At 44.1% G+C, this 9733-nt stretch carries 6 protein-coding genes, 3 tRNA genes and 1 riboswitch; of the genes, 7 read left to right on the top strand and 2 right to left on the bottom strand.

Annotated features, from left to right (window positions below):
- Nucleotides 1–173 precede the first annotated feature (173 nt).
- The 3 genes from HXT20_RS05435 (at nt 174) to HXT20_RS05425 (ending at nt 3014) form a co-directional block, all read left to right on the top strand.
- On the top strand, nt 174–650 hold the full coding sequence (locus tag HXT20_RS05435; RefSeq protein ID WP_004573780.1) for a holo-ACP synthase: 477 nt from the start codon (nt 174–176) through the stop codon (nt 648–650).
- Between the two features lie 216 nt (nt 651–866).
- A tRNA-Gly gene (locus HXT20_RS05430) sits at nt 867–940 on the top strand.
- Nucleotides 941–1112: 172 nt separating this feature from the next.
- On the top strand, nt 1113–3014 hold the full coding sequence (locus tag HXT20_RS05425; RefSeq protein WP_422114304.1) for a glycoside hydrolase family 25 protein: 1902 nt from the start codon (nt 1113–1115) through the stop codon (nt 3012–3014).
- Nucleotides 3015–3099: 85 nt separating this feature from the next.
- On the opposite strand, the gene HXT20_RS05420 is transcribed toward HXT20_RS05425, so the two are convergent.
- Together HXT20_RS05420 and HXT20_RS05415 are read right to left on the bottom strand one after the other, a co-directional pair.
- A tRNA-Leu gene (locus HXT20_RS05420) sits at nt 3100–3180 on the bottom strand.
- A gap of 37 nt (nt 3181–3217) precedes the next feature.
- Nucleotides 3218–3290: transfer RNA gene (locus tag HXT20_RS05415), tRNA-Thr, on the bottom strand.
- A 315-nt stretch (nt 3291–3605) separates the two neighbouring features.
- Here HXT20_RS05415 and pgi point away from each other — a divergent pair.
- The 4 genes from pgi to HXT20_RS05395 all read left to right on the top strand — a co-directional run bounded on the left by pgi (nt 3606) and on the right by HXT20_RS05395 (nt 9523).
- The gene (gene pgi, locus HXT20_RS05410; protein WP_004114451.1) at nt 3606–5300 is read left to right on the top strand and encodes a glucose-6-phosphate isomerase; all 1695 of its coding nucleotides are present in this window, start codon (nt 3606–3608) and stop codon (nt 5298–5300) included.
- 167 nt (nt 5301–5467) lie between these two features.
- A riboswitch (M-box (ykoK) riboswitch) is annotated at nt 5468–5628 on the top strand.
- Nucleotides 5629–5741: 113 nt separating this feature from the next.
- A complete protein-coding gene (locus HXT20_RS05405; RefSeq protein WP_226913173.1) occupies nt 5742–5954 on the top strand; it encodes a hypothetical protein in 213 nt (70 codons plus the stop codon).
- A gap of 137 nt (nt 5955–6091) precedes the next feature.
- A complete protein-coding gene (locus tag HXT20_RS05400; protein ID WP_102720809.1) occupies nt 6092–7840 on the top strand; it encodes an ABC transporter permease in 1749 nt (582 codons plus the stop codon).
- Between the two features lie 132 nt (nt 7841–7972).
- Complete coding sequence (locus HXT20_RS05395) at nt 7973–9523, top strand: nitrate/sulfonate/bicarbonate ABC transporter ATP-binding protein (RefSeq protein ID WP_421780139.1); 1551 nt, start codon at nt 7973–7975, stop codon at nt 9521–9523.
- The last annotated feature ends 210 nt before the right edge of the window (nt 9524–9733 follow it).

Here is a 9733-nt window from a genome sequence, read left to right as displayed (position 1 = left end):
TGCTGTCGTTTTTGTAGTTTTGGAAAACATTTGCCGGTGACTTTTTCGGCGTTTGCTACTGCAGTAAAAGCGTGCAAGTGATTGTTGATTTAAATATATTTTATACAAGATTTTATATAGTATTTTTGCGTAGAACATAAAAAAGTATGTATATGTACTAAAAGTAGGTGTGTATGATTGCAGGAATAGGGCACGACTTGGTAAACGTTGCACAATTCGCTCAGCAGATGCATGATGGCGATGGTTGGCGTGCTCTGTTTTCTCAGAGAGAGCTTAGACAGTGCGCCATGCGAGCGCACTCAAAAAACGACGCTGAGGCGATGCATATTGCAGCGCGCTGGGCTGGAAAAGAGGCGGTTATAAAATCTTGGTGTGAGGCTTTATCTTCGTTTGGAGATGCAAAATATCCTTACACGCTAGATAACACACCGTGGGCGAGTATTGAGATTTTAGATGATTCTTATGGTTGCCCAAGTGTTCATCTTGATGATGCTGTTAATGAAAAGCTTATGCAATCTTTAGGCACGGTTCCTATGATTAATGCACAGAATGGCTTTTCTATTAGATGGCATGTTTCTTTGAGCCACGATGGTTTGCTTGAAGACGCATCTGCAATCGCATCTGCGTTTGTGATTCTAGAAATAGCTTAGATATTTTGCAATTTGCACTGTATGGTTTTGTGTATTTTTCCCGCGTTTGTTGTCGTATTTGCATAAAAAGGGAACAAACACGGGAATGTTAATTGTGTGGTACAACGCTCTTGAGAATCTAAGTGGAGTGTCGTTAGTTGTTTTATGTCAAAATCATCTGTATAATTGTTCGAGTCGCTGTTTTGGGGTCTTATAAAAATTCCATTACGTGCAATTGCGGATGTAGCTCAATGGTAGAGTATCAGTCTTCCAAACTGATGACGCGGGTCCGATTCCCGTCATCCGCTCCACTTGATTTCTGTGATTTCTTTGATTCCGATTGTTCTAAATATATCGTGATTAGTCATAGTTATTTTTGTGTTTTTTCGTTATTCTGATTTGCGATTTGATTCTTTACTGTTTGCGCATATTGCTATGGTTGTATGAGGTAAAAACACGTAAAAGCATATCTCTGGAGGAGTTGTGGGACAAATTATTGTACGTGTAATTGCAAGTTTAGTTTCTGTTGCTGCTGCATTTGTTATGAACGTTTCTCCATCTATTAATGTTGAAGGACGTGGTGTTTTTGAAGGCTCTGCTTCTAGTTCATCAAGAAGTTCATTAAGAAGTGCCAAAAATAATGCAATAAAAAGTGCAGATAATGGGAATAGTAATTCTGCTGAAGATAATCGTTTGAATGGTTTTGCCGATGGTGATGCCAATAATCCTGATTTTAAGTTGCCTTCAAAAGTGGCGTCGTCATTTAAGAATAGTGACGAAGTAGTTTCTTCAAAATATGCTCTTACATCTACTGGTCATTTGAAATCTCTTAAAACTGGCGATATTGTTACTGATCCTAAAATTATTGGCACTAAAGACAAGCAGCCAGATCCTCTTGCTAAGAGCGATGGAAGACGTTTTACGCCTATTACTGTTGGAGATTTGCGAAAAGCAATTAAGCGCTACAATTCTACGAATTCTGCCAATCCTTCCAAAGTTCGTCTAATAAGCTCAAATCAGCCTATTCCAGACGAGTCTAAATCTTCTGCTAAAGCAAAAGATTCAACAATATTGTCTTCTAAAACAGCCACAACAACTGATGGTATTGTTCGCAAAGCCTATTTGCCTGTAACAAATTATGGTGTGGAATGGGAAGATTACAATGGTTCTCAATCATTCTTTGATGGCAACGGAAACATGTTTGCTTATAACGCTAGAGGTGTTATAGATGTTTCTGAACATCAGCATGAAATTGATTGGGCTGCTGCTAAAGCCGCTGGAGTAGAAGGTGCAATAATTCGCATCAGCTACGGTTGGGATAATGGCTACGATAAGTATGCTGTACGAAATATCAACGAATGCAAGCGTTTAGGTATTCCTTTTGGAGTTTATGTTTATTCCTACGCTGAAACGCCTTCTGATGGCGCTTCCGAAGGTGCCGATGTGGCAAGGCTTTTGCAAGGTGCTGGAGTTAATCCAAGTGACCTTTCATACCCTGTTTACTACGATTTGGAAAGATGGGAGTGGGCAGGGCATCAACCACCTACTGATCCATACGTTTATCAGAATATTGTCGCATCGTGGTGGAATCAGCTGGCTTCTGCTGGATACACTAATCTAGGTGTTTATTCTTATGCTAATTATTTAAACGGTCCGCTTAATTCCCAATATATTCACGATCGTACAAGCTGGGTTGCTAGCTATGGTGCCACTACGCTTTTTAACATTACAACACCATTAGGCGGCTGGCAGTACACTTCTAGCGGTTCTGTATCTGGAATTCAAGGTAATGTTGATTTAAATGCATTTGGTACTAGGCCAACTACGCCTACAAGCCGCGCTCACATCGATTTTACGTGGATTATTCGCAGTAACGATATAGCTGTAGGCGCTGCAGCAAGTAGTAGTATTTACAATCATATGGAATACCGTTGGCTTGCTTACGATTTGCTTAATAAGCAGTGGAAGACTATTTCTGACTGGTCTGTTAGCAATTGGGCTTCTTGGGTGACAAGCAACGGTGATTATTGGCTTCACTGTGATGTTCGTGATTCGTTCACTAAGAAGCCTTTGGGTAACAAAACAATTGCTTTCCATTATGAGATTCAAAATGCACCGGCTCCTGTTTTTACAGGTGATACCGTGATTTCTGGCACTTATGCGGCTTGGCGCGGTAGCAATGTTTTACTAGGTGCTACTACAAATAATCCTAATGGTTACACGATTATCAAAATATATGACTATAACGCCAAACAATGGGTGAGCCAATTTAAGGGTCCGTGGGCTTTGTGGAGTCCTAAACCTGGAATTTATTGGACACATTTTGAAGCCTACACATCTAATGGTACACTCAAAGATACTAAGACTTATGCTTTTGGAGTGTAGTTTTAGACTAAGAGTTAATATTTTCTCTGGTTGTTTCGTTTAAGAAAAAAATGGACCAGGTGCAATAGCATCTGGTCCATTTTTGTGCGCGAGATGGGACTTGAACCCACATGTCGTAAGACACAGGAACCTAAATCCTGCGCGTCTACCATTTCGCCACTCGCGCTTAAATCGCCTAAAACAAGCGAAAAAGAAACTTTAAGAGCCACTTGACAGAATCGAACTGTCGACCTTCTCATTACGAGTGAGACGCTCTACCGACTGAGCTAAAGTGGCAATTTGCCCGAGAAGCATTCGCGACTCGCGCACAAATCAAATACTATATATTAATATTTGCAATTTGTCTAGCATGACGCGCCGCAAATGTTCGCATGTGTTCTAGTCAAAGTGTATTTCTGTCCGCTTTTGTGAGTATCTTGGCAATTGGAAGATAGTGATGCACAAGTTCCACTTTGCGCGCATTTACACGTGTTTACTTTATAGTTCACTATGATTCTCGATGATTATTGTGATTAAAACGTGTTCAAGTGTGCCTAAAGATTGATAAAACAAGGCATCACGTCACTTCATTCAAGATGAAAGGACCAAGAAATGGCCATCAATCCACCAGTTGACGCCGTTAAAACACCTGAATGGGCTGCTTTGCAGAAGCACTATGATGAATTGCAGTCCGAAGGCGTGAGCCTGAAGAAGTGGTTTGCTCAGGATGCAAATCGCGTGGATAAGTTGAGCTTCGAAGCTGGAGACCTCCACTTCGATCTTTCTAAGAATTTGATTAAGCCAGAGACGCTTAAGCTTTTCGCCGACCTTGCAAAGGCAGTTAAGCTTGATGAGCGCACTAAGGCGATGTACACTGGCGTGCACATTAACAACACCGAAGATCGTGCAGTATTGCACACCGCTTTGCGTCGTCCAGCCGAAGATGCTGGTAAGTTCATGGTAGACGGTCAGGATACCGTTGCCGACGTGCGTGAAGTGTTGGGTCGCATTTACGATTTTGCTAACGAAGTTCGCTCCGGCGCTTGGAAGGGCGTTACTGGCAAGAACATCAAGACCGTTGTAAACATTGGTATCGGCGGTTCCGACCTTGGTCCAGTCATGGTTTACGAAGCCTTGAAGCCATACGCTGACGCTGGTATTAGCGCTCGCTACGTTTCCAACATTGATCCAAACGATATGGCAGAAAAGACCAAGGATTTGGATCCAGAAACAACGTTGTTCATCATTGTTTCCAAGACCTTCACCACTTTGGAAACTTTGACCAACGCTCGTACAGCTCGTACCTGGTTGCTTAACAAGCTTCAGGAGAGCGGTGCTATTGACGGCAGCGACGCAAAGAAGGCTGAAGCTGTTGCTAAGCACTTCGTGGCTGTTTCCACCAACCTCGAGAAGGTTGAAGAGTTCGGCATCAACCCAACCAACGCTTTCGGATTCTGGAACTGGGTTGGCGGTCGCTACTCTGTGGATTCCGCTGTTGGCACTTCTTTGGCTGTAGTTCTTGGACCAGAGCGCTTCGAAGAGTTCTTGAAGGGCTTCCACGCAATCGATACCTACTTTGCTGAAACCCCATTCGAGAAGAATGTTGTTGTGCTTCTCGGTATGCTCAACGTTTGGTACCGCAACTTCTACAAGGTTGCTTCCCACGCTGTGCTTCCATACGATCAGTACTTGCACCGCTTCCCAGCTTATTTGCAGCAGCTCACCATGGAATCCAACGGTAAGTCTGTGCGCTGGGACGGCACTCCTGTAACAAGCGAAACCGGCGAAATCTTCTGGGGTGAGCCAGGCACCAACGGCCAGCACGCTTTCTACCAGTTGATTCACCAGGGCACTCAGCTTATTCCAGCTGATTTCATTGCTTTCGTGAACACGCCAAATCCTACTAAGGATGGCGATCAGGATGTGCACGAGCTCTTCTTGGGCAACTATCTTGCACAGACTAAGGCTCTTGCTTTCGGCAAGACTGCTGACGAAGTTCGCGCTGAAGGAACTCCAGAAGAGATTGTTCCAGCTCGCGTATTTAGCGGCAACCGTCCAACCACTTCTATCTTCGGCGAAGCTTTGACTCCATTTAGCTTGGGCGAGTTGATTGCTCTCTACGAGCACATCACCTTCGTCGAAGGCACTGTTTGGGGCTTGGATTCCTACGATCAGTGGGGTGTGGAGCTTGGCAAGCAGCTTGCAAAGCAGATTACTCCTGCAATCTCTAAGGATGACGATGCTTTGGCAGCTCAGGATGCTTCTACCCAGAGCTTGATTCGCTTCTATCGCGCTCATCGCAAGTAGTAGTGAGTGTGTAGCAATCTTATTTGATTGTTGATTTAAAGCCTCTTGTTGATTAAATCTTCAAGAGGCTTTTTCTCTAATCGACTTGCATGAGCACTTAGAGCGTAGCGCGCGAATGCACTTCGATTCAAAAATAGGTTGACACAAGAGCAGTGATAATTTATAATGAGCACGGTCGGTAGGTAAGGCTACCACGGGGATACGGGTTGCTGCCGCAACACAGTGGAGACACTGCAAGTTGGTCAACAGTCGTTGTCGATTTCAAGGCTTCGACTAATGCAACACCACCGCCCTGCGAAGCTGAAGCTTGAACGACAAGATTAAGGCTGATTTCTTTTGATTTAAAAATCACCTTGTGTCTTCTTGCTTGCCGTCCGGTTCAATGATGATACGATGATACGGTTTTGCGTTGGCGCGCACAAGCTAGAGGAGGTGATTGCCGTGAAACATGACAGTAGCAGTAGTACCAGTTGTAATCAAAGTGCTAATACAGTTAATGCTGTTAGTGACGATTCAGACAGTATTAGTAGTAGTACGGACGTTCCCCCTGAATATACAAAAGATGAATATAAAAAACCGGCAGTCACCGCCAAAATGTTTGCGATTACAGGTTTTGCGATTAAAGATTTTATTTTATTTGATTTGTTGGGATAAGTCGCCAGCAGCCGCGCGCTAAATAGGCGCTTCTAAAATAAAGTCTAAAATTCTAAGCAAAATTTAAGATAAACGCAAAAAATAGTGGTGATAAGCGGCAAACGCGTGTAAAAATACGCGTTCCCAGAGGACTTATCATGACAATATTTACAACATCTGGAAAAAACGGTGCTAGTACGCAAGTAGACGAAAACACTCGTTTTTGGTCCGACATTATTGTGTGCGTTGGTATAATCGCACTTTTCGGCGTAAGTGCATTCCTTTTGCAGCGCATTAACCAGCCAATTGGACCTAAAGGAATACCTTCCACGGTTTCAACCGACCTTATTAATTTGCCTTACTACACGCTTAGATCAGTGTTTCGTATGATGCTTGCGCTTATTGCGTCGCTGATTTTTACGATTGTTTACGGATCTCTTGCAGCGCGCAGCCGCCGACTAGGCAAGGTTCTTATTCCGTTGCTAGACATTTTGCAATCCGTTCCAATTCTTGGCTTCCTTTCAGCTACAGTAACGATTTGGCTGGTGATTTTCCCAGGATCGATGATGGGCGTTGAAGCCGCTTCGATTTTTGCAATTTTTACAAGCCAGGCTTGGAATATGACTTTCTCGTTCCACCGTTCGCTTTTAAGCGAGCCAAAAGAGCTAGATGAGGCAGTGCGCAGCTTGCAACTTACGCATTGGCAGCGATTCTGGGTACTAGATATGCCAAACGCAATGATTCCGCTGCTTTGGAATTGCATGATGAGCGTTGGCGGCGGATGGTTCTTCCTTACTGCTTCCGAAATGATTTCCGTAAACAATCACACTTACGCGCTTCCTGGAGTAGGTAGTTTTGTGGCGCAATCTGCAGCAGAAAACAAGCTTGGAAACATTTGGTGGGCTATTTTATCCATGATTGTTGTTGTGCTAGCGATTGACTTCTTCCTTTGGAAGCCGCTTACCGCCTGGGCAGAACGATTCCGCATAACTCAAAGCGCATCCGACGAGGAGCGAAAGAGTGCTGTTTTGACACTTATTCGTCATTCGCATGCCGACGAAGTTATTAGCAAGCTGTTTTCTCCGATTCGCGAATGGCTTGAAATTATTACACGACCATTCGGACGCACAGGTTCACAGTGGCCGCGTAAAGCATCACAGCGTAAACTTGGCGACTTGGTTTTCAACATTGTTATGGCTGTGCTGATTTTGGGGCTTGCTGCTCAAATGCTTTACTTTGTAGCAACTCGCACAGGTTTGCAGGAGTTCGCTACAGCTGGAGCGTTAGGAGCTTTGACTTTTGCTCGCGTAGCTGTGTTGATTTTTGTGAGCTCGCTGATTTGGGTTCCAGTAGGCGTATATATTGGCATGAATCCTAAGATTTCGCGAATTATGCAACCTGTTGTGCAAATTCTGGCTAGCTTCCCAGCAAACTTTGTGTTCCCATTTGCAATGATGTGGTTTATGGCTTGGCACATTGACCTTGGATGGGGAAGTATTATTTTGATGGCTCTTGGCACGCAATGGTACATTCTGTTTAACGTTATTGCAGGCGCTAGCGCGATTCCAGACGATTTAAGAGAAATGACAAGAAGCTTTAGATTAAATCGTATGCTCAAGTGGAAAACTCTTGTTTTGCCTGCGATTTTTGGATCCTGGTGCACTGGCGGAATTACTGCCGCTGGCGGTGCTTGGAACGCTTCGATTGTGTCAGAGATTGTGGAATACGGCAAGAATCACATGGCAACTCAAGGTTTGGGCGCGTATATTACGAATGCAACAACCGTTGGTGATTCTGTAAAAACGCTTGTGGGAGTAACGGTTATGAGCTTAATAGTGGTGTTAAGTAATCGACTGTTCTGGACGCCTTTGCAAAGGTATTCGGCAAAAAGATTTGTTTTGAATTAATCGACTAATCAATCGAATAATCAATCGAATAATCAATCGAATAATCAATCGAATAAATCAAATAAACTACGGAAAATTAAACTTTTTAAGTTTATAAACTTTTTAACTTTACAAAACAGATTGGCAAATATTATGAACACTTTGAACAAAACCGCAGAAAAGGATGCGCAGAACTTTGCTGCACAATCTTCAGTTACAAGCGATATCATCGACGCAAAACACATAACTCAAAGTTTCACATCGGATAGTGGCACTACTCAGCACGTACTTCACGATATATCGTTTACGTTGCGCGAAGGCGAAATCGTTGCAATTCTAGGGCGTTCTGGCGCTGGAAAATCAACCTTCTTGCGAACAATGGCAGGCTTAATTCAGCCAACAGAGGGAACTGTAACGTATCGCGGTCGCGAGCTTACTGGTCCAAACCCAGGTGTGGCAATCGTTTTCCAAACCTTCGCACTTATGCCATGGCTTACAGTTCAAGACAATGTGGAGCTTGGTTTGCGCGCTAGAGGCGTTAGCAAAGAAAAGCGCACGGAGCTTGCTCTCGCAGCAATTGATGCTATTGGTTTGGACGGCTTTGAAACAGCGTACCCAAAGGAGCTTTCTGGCGGCATGCGTCAGCGCGTAGGTATTGCGCGCGCGCTTGTTTTGCGCCCAGATGCTCTGTTTATGGACGAGCCATTTTCTGCGCTTGACGTCCTTACAGCAGAAAATCTTCGTCAGGAAGTTCTTAAGCTTTGGTCTAGTGAAGAGCGTGATATCAAGTCTGTTGTAATCGTTACGCACAATATTGAAGAAGCTGTGCAAATGGCAGATCGCGTGGTGGTTTTGGGATCTCATCCTGGGCATTTGATTGCAGACGTGCAAGTTGATTTGCCTCGCCCGAGAGACAAACATAGTGCTGAATTTGAGGCGATGGTTGATAATCTTTATGCGATTTTGACTGGTTCTATGCCAGAGGGTGAATCTGAGCCAGATAATACTGATACAACGGTTGCTGGCGACTTGTCTGCTGCAGATGGCGATTCTCAACCTGTGGAACAGACGGATGCGGAAGAAACAGAAGCTGCTGCAATCGCCGACATGCTTATTCAAAAGCATCACGACGCGGAGGCAGAAGCTAAGCAAAACGAGGAGCAGGCGGATGCGGGGGAGCCGAAGCCTGAGCCTGTTGCTGTGCACTTGCTGCCGAACGCAACGCCAGGAGGAATGGCAGGTTTGCTAGACGTTATTTCGGAAGAGCCAGATGGCATTGATTTGGCTGATTTGGCTGCGGATCTGTCGTTCGAAATCGATGATTTGTTCCCACTTGTAGATGCTGGAACAATGCTTAATTTGCTTACAGCAGAAAATGGTCATATTACTATTACTCCAGCAGGTCAAGAATGGCATAATGCCGACATTTTGCACAGCAAGCAGGTGTTTGCGCGTCTTGCAATTGAGCATGCTCCTCTTGTTCATGCAATTGATCAGGCTTTGAGCCGAAACCGCAATGGCAAGCTTCGTGGCGAGTTGATTTTGGATTTGCTTCGCAGCAAGCATACGGACGCCTTGGCTCGTCAGCAATTTGATATTGCGATTAGCTGGGGTCGTTATGGTGAGCTTTTTGACTACGATGCCGATGATGACGAATTAACTCGTACTGTTGAGACGGCGCCGCTTAATGGCGTTGTGCGCTGAAATAGTGCGAAATAATGCTCAATAATGTCCATTATTGAGCATAAATTTGTGTTCTGTATGCTTTCGATAAGGCGATGCCGCATAGTCGACTTATCAATAGTCTAGCCTGCTTTTTTAAAGTTTTGGCAGATGGAAGCCCTGAAAAGCAAACTTTTTGGGAAGGATTATTCAAAGTAAAGTTGAAAAAGTTAAAATTAGACTAACTTACTT

The sequence above is a fragment of the Gardnerella sp. DNF00109 genome, from assembly GCF_049262845.1.
In the GTDB taxonomy this organism is placed as follows: domain Bacteria; phylum Actinomycetota; class Actinomycetes; order Actinomycetales; family Bifidobacteriaceae; genus Bifidobacterium; species Bifidobacterium vaginale.
This window is presented reverse-complemented; position numbering and strand designations above follow the sequence as displayed.

Coding starts and splice junctions, on each gene's coding strand:
- HXT20_RS05395 (WP_421780139.1), top strand. CDS start 7,973: ATGAACACTTTGAACAAAACCGCAGAAAAGGATGCGCAGAACTTTGCT.
- HXT20_RS05400 (WP_102720809.1), top strand. CDS start 6,092: ATGACAATATTTACAACATCTGGAAAAAACGGTGCTAGTACGCAAGTA.
- HXT20_RS05435 (WP_004573780.1), top strand. CDS start 174: ATGATTGCAGGAATAGGGCACGACTTGGTAAACGTTGCACAATTCGCT.
- pgi (WP_004114451.1), top strand. CDS start 3,606: ATGGCCATCAATCCACCAGTTGACGCCGTTAAAACACCTGAATGGGCT.